Genomic DNA, 17,764 nt, shown 5'->3' with positions numbered 1-17,764 from the left:
TGGAACAGGGTGCTTATCTTCTGTGGATCACCTGCACAATACGGATATTACTTCAACAATTCTAGCACTTGCGCTGAAGATTGTTGAACTTGTGAAGTTAGCGCCTGTTGAGCCTGCAATAATAGTTGTTCTTTAACAAGATCCATCGCTTGCTTAGCCATGTCAGAATCTTGAAGTCTGCTCATAGAGGCTATTGTGTTTTCCTCCATTACCGCAAGATTTGAGGCGATATGATCTAAACGGTTTTGTGTTGCCCCGACTGAGCCAAGTTCACCTAGGATAAACTTCAGGGCATCATCAATAACTCTCAACCCTTTCGTTGCATCTTCATAATTTCGAACACAGATAACATTTGTGTCACGTAGCATATTATCAAAAGATGCAATCTCGACTTTTAAACTTTGCCCAGCATTCGCTCCTACTTGGAATGTAAAATCATTGGAAGCATATTCGGTCCCCTGTCTAGCACGATAATCTACGGCTAATATATGGGAACCCAACGAGAGCATTAGCGAATCATGTTTTAAAAATATTTTATTATCATGAAAATAATATTGTTCATTAGATAGGACATTTCCGTCAAGTGTCACAGCAAAAAAGTTCGGATCAATTTCAGATTCCATCAACGCTTCACTTGATTCATGTTCGCAATAATGATGAAAATATCCATCTGGCATATTTGCATTCAATGAAATATCTAAAGACTGATAATATTGGACATTTAAATTTATTTCAGAAGTCAGATTTGTAATATCAGGTCGGACGTTTCCAATTAGTTCTACTTGCTGTCCATTATACAAATAACCATTCTGTATTAGCGTATTCGTTTTTGGAATTACCTGCCCATTCATCTCTACCTTATAAATATAAGAACCTTGTGGCACATAATTTTGAAGATCATCCGATGTGATCGAATAAATTTGATAATCCCCTGTACCATTATCTTTAGATGGGCGGTAGGTACCGTGTAGCGAAAGCAGATTCGTATCACTATCATAAGTGAATCCATTATCGGCATCGTAGGGTACTTCAATTCCTTTTTGATAGACCCGAATAGCTCTAGGCTCAGATTGGTCTTTTACACCATAATCAAGTGTTGTGTTTAATAGACGAAAGTCATAAGAATCATTACCCACTTTCGTTGCGGGACTTTCGAATACATAATATATATCCACCTCTGGACCAATAGATTGCCCAGCATCCGGTCGGGCATCGCCATATAGTTCTATTTTTTGAGAACCAGTATTATAAAAATAGCCGTTCGTTTTTGTTTCATCATAATTTACTTCAGTTCCGTCCACCATCACCCTAAAGGTTATGGGATTAGGAGTTCCATATGTTTCTGGATTGTAAGTTAATGGGATTTCTACCTTGTCATCAAATTTCATCGCATCACCAGTCGGAACAATCATTTTAACTGAAAATTTATCTCCGGTATTCGGACGTCCTGTTCCATAAAGTTCTATGCTATTCGTAGTTGAATTATATAGAAAACCATCTGTATCCGAATAAGCAATTTCCTCTCCATTATTACGGTATACACGTATAGAACTCGGTGATACATTGCTACCTAGATTGTAAACTTCTGGATAAGAGCTTAAAGGGATTCCATAAACTTCTTTTGATGTACTTGTATTGTCATATACATAATCTATTTTAATCTTTGGAATCGCTGCTACATCAGGACGGGCATTTCCATATAAATTTATACGACCATTTTCGTACGTGTAGCCATTTGTTTTAGTATCATCGTAAGTAATTTCTGTACCATCGATATACACCCGTAACGCTCTATTCGATGAAAGATCGGTGTCCTTCAAATTATACGTATCAATATTCGAGTTTATCGTATACGTTTGAACACCATTTCGACCATCCACATCCGTAAAATACTCAATTTGCACACTTTCACTAGCTGACGGACGAAGGCTTCCATAAAACTCGACCTTTCCATTTACCGTATCTACAAAAACACCATTTGTACCTTCCACCTCCGAAGGTCTTGCTGAAAGGAGTTGAGATTTTGTAACTTCTGTTCCACCTACACTGATTTTTAAGGAACGCGGGCCATCCTCTCCATTCATATTATAGACCTCTGCACTTAAGGGAATAGAAGTAGTGTAAATATTATTTTGAAACGAATCTCCTACATATGAAAAACGATAATAATCCTGTGCATTATCAACAGATTCATTTCCGATTATCGAATCTCCGTAAAAAGTAATTGATTTACCTGACACCATATAGTATCCATCATCCGGTGCCACACCTACTCCATCCCAATAAGTCAATTCCCGTGCTCCGCTCTCATTTACTTTTTGAATTCGCAAGGAAGCATCTCCTGTGTTCATCCGATAAATATCGGGTGAATCCGGTAGTGTTATTGTATTATTAGTAGGCGGAAGATGCAGTATATCTGTAGTCGGTATTACATTACTTGCTGCACTAGTTACGGTTAGATTATTTTGATTAACATTGACTTTTTTTATATTCCCTTGAGAGTCCGAATAAACGAATGCTGTGTTCCCGTTTCCGTCCACTTTAGGTGAAAAACTATACCCACCACTTCCATCATTTGTATTGTAATCTGTAATACTTTGAACTCTAGTCCAACTACCATTCGAGTATTTATCTAAAGCTAAAGTGGAACCTAAATTTGTTAGCCTTAATAAACCATTACTACTGTTTGTTTGTTGCCCCAAAACAGCAACTGTATTATCGACTGGATCACTTACACCATCAGCTGGTACTACATATTGTCCACCATCACGGCTTGATGAAAAGACAATCGACTCACCATCTATTGACCATCTTGGGTTATGATCGACAACGGTCGAGGCAATATATGTTTCAGGAATTGTAGTAGCTCTAGTTGTTGTTGGTTGCACTGTAATATTGTTAGAATTCGTTACAGTAATGGGGTCAATCTTATTGTGGCCGACCGTATTATAATCCCTATCGACCATATGATTTTGGGAAGAACTTAACAATTGAATTGTTTTGGAAGCTGTTCGATTTTCGTAAACATAGTTACCTGGGGTCTTATTTGTCAGCAGTTTTATACTATTGAACTCCGTATTTTGAACGATTTCATTCAAATTTTTCTTTAACTGATCAATCTCATTTTGAATAACGAGCGTATCAGCTGGTGTCAATGGATCTAAATTTGATCTAACTTGTGTATTCGTGCCATTCATCGCTTGAATCGTCAACTCACGAATCCGATGTACAACCTCTGTCATTTCTTGCATTGCACTATCTGCCGTATTTACTAGTGAGCTTGCATCCTGAACATTACGAATCGCTTGATGGCTACCCCGCTTAATCGCTAATAACTTTTGACTAATCGCTAGACCTGAAGCATCATCAGCGGCTGCATTAATTTTCTGTCCTGATGCAAGCTTTCCAAGTGTTTTTTGCAAGCTAGTTTCAGTCTTTCTCTTCTGGTTATTCAACAATTTTGATAGCCCATTCCCATTTACAAGCATAATTCGTTTACTCCTTCTAGGGGTGTATTATTTTTATAACAAGAAAAATTATCCTTTTACTTAGTCTCTTAGTTTAGTATAAAGAGGTAATTAGTTTAGTAGCCATGAATATACATCTATTATATCGGATGGTCTTGGTTATTTTTTAATATAAATATGTAATTATGTGGTATAAAAATAAATTAAACAAATAGTTACTGTGGAACGGGGAGCTTTTTTTAAAAAATAGAATCAGTTTTTACTTAGGTACATAGTATTTAATATTAAGTAGAATCTGCGAATGTCGAGAATTATCCTATCGATTTCATCTTTTTCCATTATGTAACATGGGTTGATTAGAAATTGAAACCTTATAGATTACAACTACTGATAGAGTATCGTATTTTACTAAACAAAAAAATAAATTCCTCCTGACACAGGGACGCTTTTTATTAACATGGGATGGATATATATTTTAGAAACAGGTGGGAGGAAAAGAGGGTTTATAGAGGCTTCGTAATTATTAAGATGAATTTATACGATATATTTTTAATTGGCAAGTCGAAGAACTAAAATGGTTGAATTGTAGTATATTGTCGGAATAGTGTAGATTTGTTTCTGAAAAATAGATTTGCCTCTTATTCACTATGTTACAATTAGAATATACGTTCTTATTATTATGGAGGTGAATTTCTTGAAAGACTATAGTGAATTTTACTATTTAATGTGTGGAAAGCTATTAGGAGATGGCTGCATTACGAAACAAGATGGACGAAAGCCGAGACTTCAATTTATGCATCGAACAGAAGATTTTGGTTGGGTCAAGCACTGCTATATTCAGCTTCGAGACTATATCCCTCTTAATCCTCCAGCATATAAGAGATTAATAGACACTCGGCTTAGAAATGGTTTTTCGGAGAGTTTTTTTGTACAGTCTAAAACAGATCCAATCATTACAGGTTTATACGAACTATGGTATCCGGAAGGAAAAAAGAAATTACCATTTCAATTCATTGAAAAATATCTTAACCATCAAGCATTAGCATGGTGGTATCAAGATGATGGCCATCTTAAGAAAGTAAATAACACCGTTCAGAAAGTTATTTTATCAACAGATAGCTTTTCTTGTGAAGAAAATTCTTGGCTCATTCAATTGCTTTTAAATAAATTCAAGTTAAAATTTAGTCAAGACGGACAAAACCGCTTAATATTATATGATCAATTTCAAATTATTTACTTCCTTCATCTTATAGCACCCTTTCTCCATGAATCAATGAACAGAAAATCATTACCTAAACAACCTTTACGAAGAATAGCGAAAAGAACTACTATTTATATCCCTTCCAAATTCAAGTTGGAGAAACCTACTCGCGAAATTAATGAAAAGTTAAATCTGCTTAGTACTCTATTATCTAGGGGTAATAAGATCGTTTGCCTCGAACATACCTTTTCCACTTTCAATTCATTAATAGATAATGAGAAGGAGAGAAAGAGTTATCAAGTTGAACTAAATGAAAAACATAAACTCATTCTTGCAAAACTATGTCAACAAACTGGATTGACGATTAGCAAACTTACTGAGTATTGTTTTAGTATTTAGAATCTACTCCTTCATAGGGATGAGCAAATAATAATAAAAGAGACCCTAGAAAAACTAGAGTCTCTTTCAAATAATTTAAAATTAACGTAGAAGTTGTAGAACTCCTTGAGGTTGTTGGTTTGCTTGAGCCAACATTGCTTGTGCTGCTTGAGAAAGAATAGAATTCTTTGTTTGGTTCATCATTTCTTTCGCCATCGTGCGAACATTTACTTTCATAAATGACTAGACTATATCTTCACCCTCAACATGATTTGTTAGGGGTCGGGCACTTCGGATTCACAATGCTGATGTACATTGTTTCACCTATGGATTTCATCACCATAGCTTTCGCCTTAGATGGTCTATCCTAGTCGTTGAACCTTCTCCACTCTTTCGAGACAGGAGCTTGGCTGCTGATTGCCCAATCTCTCTTCTTTTCGACCATTCACGCTTGCCGTTTCCAGCTACGTTGTAGGGAAGTGAGTTTTAGGGGTTTCCAGCAATTCACCCGATCATTATCTCTAGCCGTTACCAGCTAGGACGACTGTGCTTGTTACTGCTTAAGCAGCTAAAGCATAATCTACGTCACGGATACGAGATTCCGCAGCAGTTAGGTTTTCAGAAGATGTGTTTAAGTTGTTGATTGTGTGCTCTAAACGGTTCTGAGAAGCACCAAGATTAGAACGTTGTGCAGATACTTTTTCAATTGCATCATTGATAGTTTTGATAGCAGCTGAAGCACTTTCATGTGAAGAAACATCAAGTGCAGCTTCTTTTCCTGTATTATTAGTACCATCATTTACAGAATTCCCTGCTGTGAAACCAGCTGCTCCTGCCTTACCAGTAATCCCTAATGCATTTGCACGCATATCTGCAATTTCAATTGTCATTGATTGACCTTTGTTTGCTCCAACTTGGAAGTTAGCAGTGAATTTCTCTTGAACTCCACCATCAGTAACACGAATACTATTTCCAGCTTCTCCACCAACAGCTGCAGTTACTGTAAGCTTACCAGCTGTTCCAGTTGAAAATACTACATCTTTAACTTGAGGACCAGCTTGGTCAACTACAGCTTTTATAATATCTGCAGCATTTTGAGCTGAACTGATATTAACACCAATACCATTTCCAGTGTAAGCACCTTTATCGGCATTGTAGAATTCGATTTGCTTGTCTCCAACTGTAAATCCTTTACCTACAAACTCTTGTGCTTTTGCTGCAGTTGTTGCTCCAGAGAAATCAACAACGTCTGCTGCAGTAGCTTTTGCTGTGTTAGTTACACCTACTGAAGCTGCACCACTAGTTGCTCCAGTAATAGTACCACTTGAAGTAGCAATACTTCCAGCTCCACCTGCAGCTAATCCAGTTTTAGTTGCCGCTACGGTTACTGCACCTGTAGCAGCTGAACTAGCGGTAAAGTTACCTTTTAGTGCATCATTTTTTGCAATTATTTCTTTTAAAGCATCAGTGATTGCAATTATTTCTTTTAAAGCATCAGTGATTGCTTTAGCTGCAGTATCTGCAGTGTTAGGAACCGGAGTACCACCTACTGTATTATTTAAGTATACAGTCGCACTATTTCCTGTAACATCAAACGATTTACCATCTTGTAATTGGTCAGCTGCACCATTAGTAGCAAATGTGATTGTAATTTTCTGACCATTTAATGTAAACTCTGCAGTTTGTCCATTAGTTGCAGGTGCTGTAAGAGTAGCTGTTTGAGTAGCCTCTGTAGTTGTTACATTACCACCAGTTAAATTAGCATTTGTCGCCTTACCAGTTTCAGCTAAATTAACTTTCCCATCACCTTTTAAAAGGCTTTGCGTATTAAACTCAGTTGTATTACCAATACGATTAATTTCAGAAGACAATTGGTTAATCTCTTTTTGGATTTCGCCGCGATCAACACCAACGTTTGTATCATTGGCAGCTTGAGTAGCTAATTCACGCATACGTTGTAAGATATCATGTGTTTCGTTAAGTGCGCCTTCAGCAGTAGCAATCATTGAAATACCATCTTGTGAGTTTTTAGAAGCTTGGTCCAACCCACGAATCTGTCCACGCATTTTCTCAGAAATTGCAAGACCAGCTGCATCGTCCCCAGCCTTGTTAATACGAAGACCTGAAGCCAATTTCTCCATAGATTTAGATTGTGCATTTGTTGCACTGCTCAATTGACGGTGCGTGTTAAGTGCTGCGATATTGTGATTGATAATCATTAATAGTTCCTCCTTGGAATGTGTTGCTCACGTCCTTGTGAGCAATGTTTTTAGTATGTTTGACAAGAGAACCGGGCCGGCCGGACGCCGTTTTTCTTGCTTACATAGATAGTATCGGAATGTTTTTTCATTGTTTAATAGCTTTTTCTATTTTTTTGAATCTTTTTGTCGATTTGTTGGAATTGTTTTTACTTTTGTTTAAATATGTCCAAGTTTTTAAGCACTGCTTCTGTATTCGAATTAGACACATCTTCTCTTAATTCCCCACGGATAACGTCAATACTTCTTGGTGCTCGGATGCCTATTTTTACTTGTTCTCCTTTTACTTCAGAGATTACTATTTCCACGTCTTCCCCAATCCAAATTGTTTCTCCTGCTTTGCGTGATAGAACTAGCATGTGTTCACCCCTTTATACTTTCTGTAGAAATGAGATGACGAATTGCGTACTCTTCGTTATTTAAAATAACTTGTTTGGCTTTTTTATTTGTTGTATTTAAAACGATTGGTGCTTTTAGGTTGATTGTAGATGCAGCGATTGTTTCTTTCAATGAAACGATCGCAAATACCGCTACTTCTTTTTCTTCTTTTATTTGCAAAGCATGCACAGTTGCTTCGTCTAATTCAAATGTATAGTTGTTTGTGACTGTATATGGATTTGTAATGATAAATGCTAATGATTCCGTTTGTGTAGATTGTAATACGTTAAAAATTTCGTTATCTTCTACTGGAAGTATCGCGAAGAATTTTTCTTGTTCAAATCCTGGGATGCCATGCTCAAAGGTTACAATGCTGGACTCTTCAACTTCTATTTCGCCCATATAGGCAGTTTTCAGTTTCATGTTGTTTTAGCTCCTTACGATTCGTTAAACTAGCCAATCAATTGTTATAGATGGTTTTTGTAGCATTTCTACGGTTACTTTTCCTGGTGTGTATGTATGGATTGGTTTGTTTGATGTTGTGTTATTGATTACTTGCTGTGGTTCTACTCGTATATCGACGCTTCCTGGTTGAAAGCTTTCTTTAACACTACCTTGAGACGGGATGAATTGTATGGACAAAGATGAATACGGTTGTCTTCCCCATTGCATTGCTTGACTAGCTATCGGATTTCCACCATTTTCAATTCGCATTAGCTCATTGCCTTCTTGTGCTCTTCTGGCAATTCCTTCTAGTGCCGTTTGTCTTCCATAATCTGCAACTTCTGCAGTCCTTCTGCTTGAGCTCATTAAATCTAAGTCAGCTCTTGCTTGTTCGGTATCGATGGAAAGCGTTGGTTGTGTTGTTTCCATCGTTTGTATTGCTTTTGGCTGTTGTAAGTCTAGATTGGCTTTCGGTTGTTCAATTTGTTGCACGGCTTTTTGGATATTAAGTCCAATCTGTGCTTTTGTAGACTGCACTTGAAGTTTGGGAATATTCATTTTGCTTCCCCTCCTTTAAAGAAAGCGCTTGGAACAAGTTGTCCAAACGCTTTTATTTATTATCGTAAAAAGTCTACTAAGCTTGGTTGAATGATTCGAGCACCCACTGAGAGTGCTGCTCGGTGAATCGATTCTTGTGTGATCATTTCAGTGATAGCTTTTTCATAATCGATATCTTCGTTAGCGGAAAGTTGTTTTGTTACAATAATTTCTTGTGCGCCTAGTCTGTCTTCCATCATTTCTACACGATTTTGACGTGCTCCGATGTCTGCACGGGCACCTAAGACTGAATCTTGATTTTTGTTAATATCATCTAAAGATTTCCCAATTTCTGCTCCAGTTGCTACTGGAATTTTTGAACTATCAAGTGATGATTCAATATTTTCCATCATTTTATCAATATCTTCAAACATTGTTTTACCATTTGTATTTACTTTGATCTCTACCCCGTCGTAAACCTCAATATTAACGGCACCATCGACCCCAGTTTCTCCTAATATTGTTCCGTCGCTTCCATACAGTGGTGATAATGTCTTTGTTCCGGAGAAAATATATTTATCTCCAACTTTCGTATTGGCTAAATCACGAATTTGTTCTTTTATTTGAGTTATCTCCACTTTTATCTTATCTCGATCTTCAGGAGTTTTCGTATCATTCGCAGCATCGGTTACTAGTTCTTGTACACGTTTTAGTGCTGATCCAACTTTATCAAGTGCATCATCCGAACTATCTAACCAGTTGTTCACTTCTCCCAGATTACGTTGATATTGTTCCACTTTTCCTAAATCTGTACGGTATCCGATACCTTTTATAGCTACTACCGGATCCTGGGAAGGTCTAGTAATTTTTTTTCCGGAGTTAATTTGTTCTTGTAATGTTGCCATTTTGTTATAACTATTTGACAAATTACGAAGCATATTAGTCGAAAGCATTGATTGGGTTACGCGCATATGATTGACCTCCTAATTATAGTCCTACTCGGCCCATGCCGTTGATAATTTTGTCTAATGTTTCATCAATTACTGTAATCATACGAGCAGAGGCATTATATGCTTGTTGGAATGTAATCATATTCGTCATTTCCTCATCTAAAGAAACAGAACTAGCAGAAGCCCGGTTGTTTTCAACTGTTAGCTTGATAGTCGCTGAATTATAAGACAAGCGATTTGCTTGCTCACCGTCCACTCCAAGTTTACCAATGATAGATTGATAGAAAGATTGTACAGTAGTATTTGTTGCGGAACCAATCGTTAAAGGGTCGAATTTCATCTTACTAAGTAATAATGCATTTGCCCCATTTCCCTCTTCTTTTCCTGTGGATGAAGAGGCAGCTAATAAAGATGGTTCGCTTTCAAATGAGGAATCTACAGAGATAGTGCTTGCTGAAATGGTGCCCGTCTTTGGAACAAAAAAATCTTTACCTTTGTCACCGTTTAAATCAGTACCACTTTTGTGTATGTCGTTAAACTTTTGTGCGAAAGCTATAGCCATGTCATTAAGGTTTGTAAGCATCTCGGGATAAAATCCTGTCGTAACACCTTTATCTGTATATCCATAAGAGTCAATTGTTGCTAGCAATTTACCTTTACTTTTTTCTAAATCGCTATAACTAATCGTTCCTCCTTTTACATTTCCCTTACCTTCCACCGTAAACTGGGTAAAAGGTTCAAAACTATTATCATTATTTAAACCATCCGCCTTTAGAGTTGCAGCATCTTTTCCATTTACTACTTCGACTAATCCGCTGTTTGTTTTAATAGAGACTTTTACTGTACCTTCAGCAATTGCCAGTGCATTTCCACCTGATTTAGAATACTCTAATTCAATTGGGAAATAGGTAGATAACTCATCAAGTAAAGTATCCCGAGTGTCATATAAATCATTTGGCATATAGCCGTTAGGTTCAATTTGTTGAATTTGCTCGTTAATGGATGCAATTTGTTTTAATATGGAGTTCACATCGTTCGTTGAAACTCGAATTTCATTCTTTAAATTTCCTTGAATATCCGTCAACTGTTTATTGATATAGTTAAATGATTCTGCTACTGCAATACCTCTTTGCACGACTACTTTTCGAGCACCAGCATTTTCTGGATTGGTACTTAAATCTTGAAGCGACTTCCAAAACTGATCTAACGATGTGTTTAAACCAAAATCAGATGGTTCTGAGAGAATATCTTCCATCTGGGAAATCGCATTAGATTTTGTTTCCCAGTAACCTAATTTGTTCGTTTCTTGACGATATTGACGATCGATGAATTGATCACGAATTCGTTGAACAGATTGTGCTTCGACGCCTGTTCCAATAAATCCCGGAACTTTTGCTGCATTTAGACCCATTCCAGGGTATGGTAGAGATGTTTGCATGTTTACACGCTGGCGTGAAAACCCTACCGTGTTTGCATTTGAAATATTATGTCCCGTTGTATACAGTGCGGATTGTTGTGTTGTCAGTCCTCTTTTACTTGCTTCTAGTCCCATAAATGTGGAGCCCATGGGTTCGCCTCCTTATGCTTGTGAGTCGAAGTAGGTTTTGTCTTGTGAGGGACCTTTTACTTCGGTTTTTGAGTAGTTTATTTGATCTGGCTTCGGTCGTAACATTTCAAGTGTTAAGTTGACGAACTGAAGGGATTGCAAAGTTAGTTTTTGGTTCAGATTGTTTTGGTGCCTTAGTGTTTCTAGTGTTAGTAGTAGCTTATTACGTGCTGCTCCAAGCTGAGTTTTTTCTTCGTCTGCGTTGGTATTTTCTAAAACTAGTGCAACAGTTGGGTTGTCAGTAGGAGCAATTCCTTTTGCTCGAAGGTAATCCGTTACCTCTAATTGACGCTGATGTTCCAGTTGAGAAATGCCTGCTACATGTGCCTGCTCGTCCTTGAGCAGTTGGTTTAGACTGTCCATGTCCCCGGTTTTTATGGCTTCTGTTTTTTTGTATGCAATTTCTAGTAAACTTTTGTGCAGCTTTTCAAGTTTCGATAGAGCTTGCAAAATCTTTTCGATGGACATGTTTGTAAGCTCCTTCTAAATACGGTAATAATTGAGGATGTTCGATGCTAGTTGTTTTGCATCTACTTTGTATGTTCCTGCATCGATATCTGCTTTGATAGCAGCAACTCGTTCTGCTTGTTCTACCTCAATTGGAGATTTTAGTTGCATGCTTTTTGCTGCGGATGATATTTCTAGTTGATCGGTTGTTGGTTTTGGTGTGTTTTGTGCTTTTTCTGTTTGTTGCTGGTTGCGTTTGTAAGGGTTTACTTGGTTTAAAGGTATGTTTGAAATTTTCATGTTTCTACGTCCTCCTTTCTTCTATAAGAAGTGTCTATAGGTTATTTCGGTTAGAATTTTGAAGTGTTTAGATTAAATTAGATGAAATATATGGAATGTGTTTGCGAATGTAAAAACTCCTACGGTTCGTAGGAATTCGACTTTTAACCCGCGTCCCTGTGTCAGCCACAATTTGGGGAACAATTGAGTCTGACACAGGGACGCTGGAGCCATTTTAAAGGAAAAAAGACAGAAGACAAATTCGATTTTTATCGAGATTGTCTTCTGTCTGACTCCTACGCCCGTTAAGAGTTATTTTTGTTTATGATAGGTGTTTTCGTGGGTGTTCACTTTTTCTCGGAATTCTAATGCTGCGTCTAATTGACGGAGGCCGGATTTAAACTCTTCTGTACAGCCTTTGCATAGTTTTCCTTGTATGGTTAGTTTTCCACAATTGTCGCATGGGTAGCCGAGGTTTGGGAACATGGCTGGTTGTAGTCGGCCTTTTCGAACCCACTTGTGTAGAAGGGATTCTTCCACACCTGTTACTTCAACGATTCGTTCGACAGTAGCAGCGCGATTTTCACGTTTTCGAAGGAAGCGGTACACAACTTCGTATAGTTTTTCTTCGTTCATTGCACAGTTATTACATACTTCTCTTAGTCCTGTATAGTTAAAAAATTCGCCGCAAGAAGGGCAATTTTTCAGTTCTCCCATGGTAGATCCTCCTAAGTTCAATATCTCCTCCTATATATCGGCAATCTATCCTTTTATTAAAGTAATCGCATCGATTCTTTTAGCACCTGCTTCCTTTAATACTTTTGCAGCATGATGGATAGTGGTACCAGTTGTGTAAATATCATCGAATAAAAGATAGTTTTGTGCTTCTATTTTATCTATTACTTTAAATAGTGATTTTGCTTCTAACCGTTCTTTTTTCGTCTTTTTTCCTTGCTCATTTGTCTCTGTTTTAGCGAGTAATTGTTTGAAAGGGATTTCCGCACAATTTAGCAGTTCATCGACTTGGGCAAAGGTTCTTTGCAGCAGCTTCTCTGGATGCATTGGGATTGGTACGACTATTCCTTCTTTCGCTTCGAATACATGGCGAAGTTCATCTGCAAATACTTGGGCGAGTGCCACATCTTGCAGAAATTTATATTGATGCAAATAACTTTTCATCGCTTCGTTGTAGGTGTAAAAAGTTGTGACAGAATCGACCGCTCCCTCGTAATAGGTTCCTTGAAAATCCGAGAAATCAATTTCAGGGGAAGTTTTCTCAAATTTACTTAGACATCGATTGCATGCTGTAGGCTCTATTTCATATATAAATAACTTTCTCCAAGTAGGAGGTGATTGAAAGATACTTCCGCAAATTAAGCAGTTCATTCTTTGTTCCACCCTTCGATTGCGACTTTTGCTTTGTCCATTTCATGGGTAATGCCGTGATGGAAGAAGACGATGTCACCATTTGGGTATTTAAATGAGCGTCCTACTCGTCCACTAATTTGGATAAGTGCGCTTGAAGTGAAGATTTTTTGTTCTGCCCCTACTACCGCTACGTGGACATTTTCAATTGTAATGCCTCGTTCTAGTATGGTTGTTGTGAGTAGACCTGGTATTTTCTTTTCACGAAGTTGCATAACGATCTCTTTCCGATCCGGATGTTCTGCGTGAACTCTCGGTAAATTTCCTGGGAAGTTTTCGAGCATTTCAATAGTAGGTAAGAATACGAGAAATGGAATATTTTTTTTTGTTTTTTCTTCGATCCATTGTTGGAGCTTAGTTGGGATTTTTCCTTTTTTCAATTTACGTGCGTATCCCCATAGTGCGCTATATCTCGGGACTGGTAGATCATGTCCATGGTATCTACGGGAAAGGACAGATTGGTTGGTCGTTTTCAATGATTTGGTAGGAGTGGCAGTTACGTAATGAATAGCGGCATCTTTTTTTGCGGCTTTTGTGACAGCTCGTCTCAATGTTTCGTCCGCATAATACGGAAAGGCATCTGCTTCGTCGACAAATACGACATCGAATGTGTTTTCGAAACGGTAGAGCTGGTGCGTTGTTGCGAGCACCAAGTCTGCAAAGCCTTCTTGGTCAGGTGCCCCTCCATATAATGCGTGTATGTTCGTTTTCGGAAATACTTTTTGAAAGCGTGGGAATAGTTCTAGGATGACATCGGTTCTGGGAGCTGCGACGCATACTCGTTTCCCTTCTTGGAGGGAGGCAAAGATGGATGGGAAAAGGAGTTCTGTTTTGCCTGCTCCGCAAACTGCGTGGAGAAGGTGGGATTTGTTTTGTTGGACACTTGTGAGAAGTTCTTCACTTGCTTTTTGTTGAAGCGGAGTTAGTTGGCCGCTCCAGTCAAAGATGTGTGCGTTCGCGCTGCGAGCAGGATGCTTGTCCCAAAGGAGTAACTCGGAGCAACTACTCACCCGACCCATCCGAATACAATGGCGGCAATAAGTACATTTTTGGTTACAACGTGCACAGTCAAATGTGTGAAATAAGTGTTGGTTTGTGTTGTGGCATCGGTTACAGACGTTCTTCTTTAATTGCCAAAAGAAAAAGTTATGGGTGTGTGTGATGATGCCGGATATGAGGTGGATGTGACCGCTGTCGATGTGGGTGTCGATGACTTCGGGCGGGAATGGGGTGTGTTCGCGAAGCCATATGCGGCCAGTGAGAAATTGTTGTAGGTTTTTGTCCATGGGCATCCTCCTGACTTTTTGTACTATTACTAGTTTACTGAATTTTTAGTTTGAATGTAATAGTAAAAAGGCCCCATCGACATGATCGAGGGGCTTTTGTTATTTGGATGTTTCCATCATAAAGTAGACGCTTGTGACGAGCCATTTGCCGTCTTCTTTGACGAATACAGTGACTTGACGTCCATTGCGTTCAAGTTTTGCACCAGTCGATGGTTGTACGAGATTGGTTTTGAGGTTGGCAAATACTTGTGCGTTATTTTCATCGTATTGAATGATGGTCGTATTTTCTGCGGTACGTGTAATGTCATATTCCTTGAATGCAGCTTGGACATCGTTTTTTTCCGTTTCATAGTTGAAGCCTTCTGGTTTTTTGGAAATCGTCTTCATGTAGCGGTCGATATTTTCTTCATTGAATGCGTCCATGTATTCGTTGAAAGCAGCAATAATAGCTGTTTTTGCTTTTTTTGGGACATTCATCGCTTCTTCAATATTCCCGCCAGCCATTTGGAAACCTACTTGAGATTTATCTTTTGCCCCATGATCTGTCACCGACTGGGCATTGGAAGGCGCATTATCGCTAGCGGATCCTGAGGTTGTTGCTTTATCTTCATTGCTATTGCAAGCAGCAAGTGCTAATAGGGTTGCTGCAAGTATTAATAGGTGTATAAGTTTCATCTAGTTCTCCTCCTGCTGAGGTTATTTTGTCATAACTAAGACGAAAACTCAATAAATTAGTTCCATTTTAAATAGGTAGAATTTTCTATTAAATGATTGTATGATGTAGGTAGATTGGAGGTGAATTTTTGAGGAAAGAACATCATGCATTATTGAAGAGATTATCTGATGCGCAAACTGCTGAGTTTATACAAGATGAAATTAGAAAAATGGAAGCTGGTGATCGCGGTGAGAATAGGCTAGTTCGAAAGCTTGGTGAGTTGCGATTAGCGGGACTAGTGAATATTTTCCCGAATGTATGCTTGTCTATGGGAGAGTGGAAAGTACAAATTGATTGTCTTGTCGTGACGGATCGTTGTTTTATTGTGCTAGAGTCTAAGAATTATAGTGATGAGTTATTTGTCGATTTAGAGACGGAAGAGTTTTATAAAATAACAGGGGATGGAGAAGAAATTTCGTTGCCTAATCCTTATTTTCAGTTGATGAAGCATATTCGATTTATAAAGAATTATTTTGGAACATATTTCCAGAACATGAAAGTAACAGGGTCTGTTATTATGACAGCCAAGTCGTGTAGAATTCGGCAAAAGCCTAAGCACTACCCTTTTTGTAAATTAGAAAGTATGAATGAAAAAGTGATTCAGATGTACAACCATTCCAATTCCCTTCTACTATCTACTGAGCAATTGCAGACGATTGAGCATGTGATTCAAACGGAGCAAACCCCGTTCACTTATCCCCCATTATGTGAACATTATCATATCTCACCTAATGTTTTGAAGCCTGGAGTTGAATGCCCGTTTTGTGGGGTGTTGGGGATGAAGCGTGTTTCCACTACTTGGACATGCTTGGCTTGTAAGAAAAATGATCGTTATGCCCACATTTCAGCTGTAAACGACTACTTTTGGTTGATTAATAAAGAAATCACAAATAAAGAGTTTCGGAGATTTTGTGGACTCGAATCTATTTACTCAGCGTCCCGTATGTTAAATAGTATGAATTTAGAAGCACATGGATCAGGTCCTGCAAGATTTTTTACAGAACGAAGTGATAAATAATAAAGTGTTTACGAGGATTTTGTTGCTTCCAACAATTATGGGATTTCTCGCAATATAGATGGCGTTACTCGCAACATTTACTTGCTTACTCGCAATGTTTTGGCGCTTTGGCGCAATATTATGGGTACTTTCTACATCGGGGGGCTTTCTCGCAATATAGATGGCGCTAGTCGCAACATTTACTTGCTTACTCGCAATGTTTTGGCGCTTTGGAGCAATATTATGGGTACTCGCTACATCGGGGGGATTTCTCGCAATATAGATGGCGTTAGTCGCAACATTTACTTGCTTACTCGCAATGTTTTGGCGCTTTGGCGCAACATTATGGGTACTCGCTACATCGGGGGGCTTTCTCGCAATATAGATGCCGTTAGTCGCAACATTTACTTGCTTTCTCGCAATGTTTTGGCGCTTTGGCGCAATATTATGGGTACTCGCTACATCGGGGGGCTTTCTCGCAATATAGATGGCGTTAGTCGCAACATTTACTTGCTTTCTCGCAATGTTTTGGCGTTTTGGCGCAATATTATGGGTACTCGCTACATCGGGAGGCTTTCTCGCAATATAGATGGCGCTACTCGCAACATTTACTTGGTTACTCGCAACATTCTCACTGTTAATCGCAAGATACTTCCCCTCTAACCACTAAAAAACCCTCTCGCACGTGCATGCAAGAGGGTTCACTATTATCGTACTTCGACCCAGCCGTTTTTGATGCCGGTTACGACGGCTTGGGTGCGGTCGTTTACGTTCATTTTTTGAAGAATGCTGGATACGTGATTTTTAACTGTTTTTTCAGAGATGAATAGGGTTTCGCCGATTGTGCGGTTACTTTGTCCATCGGTTAAAAGTTGGAGTACTTCGCATTCGCGCTTTGTTAGTAAATGGAATGGGCGTCGAATTTCGGTTTGATGGAAGTTTCCTTTATTTTCACGTTCGCTTAGGCGACGGAATTCTGAAACTAAGTTGCGTGTTACTTTTGGATGTAAGTAGGATCCACCTTTTGCTACTACTTTAATAGCTGAGACGATTGCGTTTGCATCCATTTCTTTTAGCATGTATCCTAGTGCGCCTGTTTTTAATGCGTGCGTTACATAGGATTCATCGTCATGGATGGAAAGCATGATTACTTTAGCATCTGGGTATTTTTCGATGAGTTCGGCTGTTGCATCCACACCATTTTTAGTAGGCATATTGATATCCATTAGTACTACATCTGCATGATGTTGTTCGTATAAACGAAGGACATCGTTGCCGTCGTTTCCTTCTGCGATTACTTCAAATGAATCTTCAAAGTCTAAAATTCGTTTAACACCTTCTCTAAAAAGTTGGTGGTCATCTATAATGATTATTTTGGTCATTGTCATTTCCTCCT

The 17,764-nt window shown here is 38.5% G+C and carries 17 protein-coding genes and 1 pseudogene; 3 read left to right on the top strand and 15 right to left on the bottom strand.

Annotated elements, in window-relative coordinates:
- Positions 1 to 47: 47 nt before the first annotated feature.
- Positions 48 to 3,488, bottom strand: coding sequence for a flagellin (locus ACEPXG_RS04775; protein ID WP_391208026.1), 3,441 nt, complete (start codon positions 3,486 to 3,488; stop codon positions 48 to 50).
- A gap of 673 nt (positions 3,489 to 4,161) precedes the next feature.
- Between ACEPXG_RS04775 and ACEPXG_RS04770 the strand changes: the two genes are divergently transcribed.
- On the top strand, positions 4,162 to 5,067 hold the full coding sequence (locus ACEPXG_RS04770) for an endonuclease (RefSeq protein ID WP_391208025.1): 906 nt from the start codon (positions 4,162 to 4,164) through the stop codon (positions 5,065 to 5,067).
- Between the two features lie 81 nt (positions 5,068 to 5,148).
- Here ACEPXG_RS04770 and ACEPXG_RS04765 read toward each other — a convergent pair.
- From ACEPXG_RS04765 to ACEPXG_RS04705, 13 genes and pseudogenes are all read right to left on the bottom strand, one after another.
- Positions 5,149 to 5,262 (bottom strand): annotated as a pseudogene (locus ACEPXG_RS04765) (flagellin); the annotation flags it as partial.
- 344 nt (positions 5,263 to 5,606) lie between these two features.
- Positions 5,607 to 7,265: a flagellin gene (locus ACEPXG_RS04760; protein ID WP_391208024.1), complete on the bottom strand. Its 1,659-nt coding sequence runs from the start codon at positions 7,263 to 7,265 to the stop codon at positions 5,607 to 5,609.
- 188 nt (positions 7,266 to 7,453) lie between these two features.
- Entirely contained in the window at positions 7,454 to 7,663 is a 210-nt protein-coding gene (gene csrA / locus ACEPXG_RS04755) for a carbon storage regulator CsrA (RefSeq protein WP_151699132.1), read from the bottom strand.
- 4 nt (positions 7,664 to 7,667) lie between these two features.
- Complete coding sequence (gene fliW, locus ACEPXG_RS04750; RefSeq protein ID WP_391208022.1) at positions 7,668 to 8,105, bottom strand: flagellar assembly protein FliW; 438 nt, start codon at positions 8,103 to 8,105, stop codon at positions 7,668 to 7,670.
- Positions 8,106 to 8,129: 24 nt separating this feature from the next.
- Positions 8,130 to 8,684 (bottom strand): DUF6470 family protein, encoded by a 555-nt coding sequence (locus tag ACEPXG_RS04745; RefSeq protein ID WP_391208020.1) that lies wholly within the window; start codon positions 8,682 to 8,684, stop codon positions 8,130 to 8,132.
- Between the two features lie 59 nt (positions 8,685 to 8,743).
- A complete protein-coding gene (gene flgL / locus ACEPXG_RS04740) occupies positions 8,744 to 9,634 on the bottom strand; it encodes a flagellar hook-associated protein FlgL (protein WP_391208018.1) in 891 nt (296 codons plus the stop codon).
- A 16-nt stretch (positions 9,635 to 9,650) separates the two neighbouring features.
- A complete protein-coding gene (gene flgK, locus ACEPXG_RS04735) occupies positions 9,651 to 11,180 on the bottom strand; it encodes a flagellar hook-associated protein FlgK (RefSeq protein WP_391208016.1) in 1,530 nt (509 codons plus the stop codon).
- Positions 11,181 to 11,192: 12 nt separating this feature from the next.
- Positions 11,193 to 11,687 (bottom strand): flagellar protein FlgN, encoded by a 495-nt coding sequence (locus tag ACEPXG_RS04730; protein ID WP_391208014.1) that lies wholly within the window; start codon positions 11,685 to 11,687, stop codon positions 11,193 to 11,195.
- Between the two features lie 15 nt (positions 11,688 to 11,702).
- The gene (flgM, locus tag ACEPXG_RS04725; RefSeq protein ID WP_391208012.1) at positions 11,703 to 11,966 is read right to left on the bottom strand and encodes a flagellar biosynthesis anti-sigma factor FlgM; all 264 of its coding nucleotides are present in this window, start codon (positions 11,964 to 11,966) and stop codon (positions 11,703 to 11,705) included.
- A gap of 291 nt (positions 11,967 to 12,257) precedes the next feature.
- The gene (locus ACEPXG_RS04720) at positions 12,258 to 12,662 is read right to left on the bottom strand and encodes a TIGR03826 family flagellar region protein (protein ID WP_151699125.1); all 405 of its coding nucleotides are present in this window, start codon (positions 12,660 to 12,662) and stop codon (positions 12,258 to 12,260) included.
- Positions 12,663 to 12,707: 45 nt separating this feature from the next.
- Positions 12,708 to 13,331 carry a ComF family protein gene (locus tag ACEPXG_RS04715; RefSeq protein ID WP_391208010.1) on the bottom strand — a complete coding sequence of 208 codons (624 nt, stop codon included), beginning with the start codon at positions 13,329 to 13,331 and terminating at the stop codon, positions 12,708 to 12,710.
- On the bottom strand, positions 13,328 to 14,389 hold the full coding sequence (locus tag ACEPXG_RS04710; RefSeq protein WP_391209774.1) for a DEAD/DEAH box helicase: 1,062 nt from the start codon (positions 14,387 to 14,389) through the stop codon (positions 13,328 to 13,330). Before ACEPXG_RS04710 ends, ACEPXG_RS04715 begins: the two co-directional genes overlap by 4 nt.
- 366 nt (positions 14,390 to 14,755) lie before the next feature.
- Complete coding sequence (locus ACEPXG_RS04705) at positions 14,756 to 15,331, bottom strand: nuclear transport factor 2 family protein (protein WP_391208008.1); 576 nt, start codon at positions 15,329 to 15,331, stop codon at positions 14,756 to 14,758.
- Positions 15,332 to 15,459: 128 nt separating this feature from the next.
- On the opposite strand from ACEPXG_RS04705, the gene ACEPXG_RS04700 reads away from it, so the two are divergent.
- A complete protein-coding gene (locus ACEPXG_RS04700; RefSeq protein WP_391208006.1) occupies positions 15,460 to 16,389 on the top strand; it encodes an NERD domain-containing protein in 930 nt (309 codons plus the stop codon).
- Positions 16,390 to 16,509: 120 nt separating this feature from the next.
- A complete protein-coding gene (locus ACEPXG_RS04695) occupies positions 16,510 to 17,031 on the top strand; it encodes a hypothetical protein (RefSeq protein WP_391208004.1) in 522 nt (173 codons plus the stop codon).
- A gap of 44 nt (positions 17,032 to 17,075) precedes the next feature.
- Here ACEPXG_RS04695 and ACEPXG_RS04690 read toward each other — a convergent pair whose 3' ends face one another.
- Positions 17,076 to 17,750 carry a response regulator gene (locus ACEPXG_RS04690; RefSeq protein ID WP_391208002.1) on the bottom strand — a complete coding sequence of 225 codons (675 nt, stop codon included), beginning with the start codon at positions 17,748 to 17,750 and terminating at the stop codon, positions 17,076 to 17,078.
- Positions 17,751 to 17,764 lie beyond the last annotated feature (14 nt).

The organism is Psychrobacillus sp. L4 (assembly GCF_042944905.1).
Taxonomy (GTDB): Bacteria; Bacillota; Bacilli; order Bacillales_A; family Planococcaceae; genus Psychrobacillus.
This window is presented reverse-complemented; position numbering and strand designations above follow the sequence as displayed.